Source organism: Alicyclobacillus fructus (genome assembly GCF_017329605.1).
Classification (GTDB): domain Bacteria; phylum Bacillota; class Bacilli; order Alicyclobacillales; family Alicyclobacillaceae; genus Alicyclobacillus; species Alicyclobacillus fructus.
The window spans coordinates 1-633 of record NZ_JAFMTY010000077.1 but is presented as its reverse complement, the minus strand read 5'-3'; the positions used below and the strand labels follow the sequence as shown (position 1 = coordinate 633).

Annotated in this window: 2 rRNA genes; both read left to right on the top strand. The window is 60.5% G+C overall.

Annotated features, from left to right (window positions below):
• Positions 1-389 (top strand): 16S ribosomal RNA (locus J3481_RS14390); the annotation flags it as partial.
• Positions 390-495: 106 nt separating this feature from the next.
• Positions 496-633, top strand: a 23S ribosomal RNA gene (locus tag J3481_RS14385); the annotation flags it as partial.

Here is a 633-nt window from a genome sequence, read left to right as displayed (position 1 = left end):
ACTGCCGGCGTAAGTCGGAGGAAGGCGGGGATGACGTCAAATCATCATGCCCCTGATGTCCTGGGCTACACACGTGCTACAATGGGCGGTACAAAGGGATGCGAAGCCGCGAGGCGGAGCGAAACCCAAAAAGCCGCTCGTAGTTCGGATTGCAGGCTGCAACTCGCCTGCATGAAGCCGGAATTGCTAGTAATCGCGGATCAGCATGCCGCGGTGAATACGTTCCCGGGCCTTGTACACACCGCCCGTCACACCACGAGAGTCGGCAACACCCGAAGTCGGTGAGGTAACCCCTTGCGGGGAGCCAGCCGCCGAAGGTGGGGTCGATGATTGGGGTGAAGTCGTAACAAGGTAGCCGTACCGGAAGGTGCGGCTGGATCACCTCCTTTCTAGGGAGAAGGTCAGGGGCTTGCGGGCAGGGTGGAGGCGTGTGTTTAGTTTTGAGGGAGCGAAAGCTCTCTCGAAGGACCTTGGCAAGTGCATAGGGAGTATGAAGGTGAAGCTAGAAAGGGCACACGGTGGATGCCTAGGCGCCAAGAGCCGAAGAAGGACGGGGCGAACGCCGATACGCCACGGGGAGCCGTAAGCGGGCTGAGATCCGTGGATGTCCGAATGGGGGAACCCGCTGGCGGG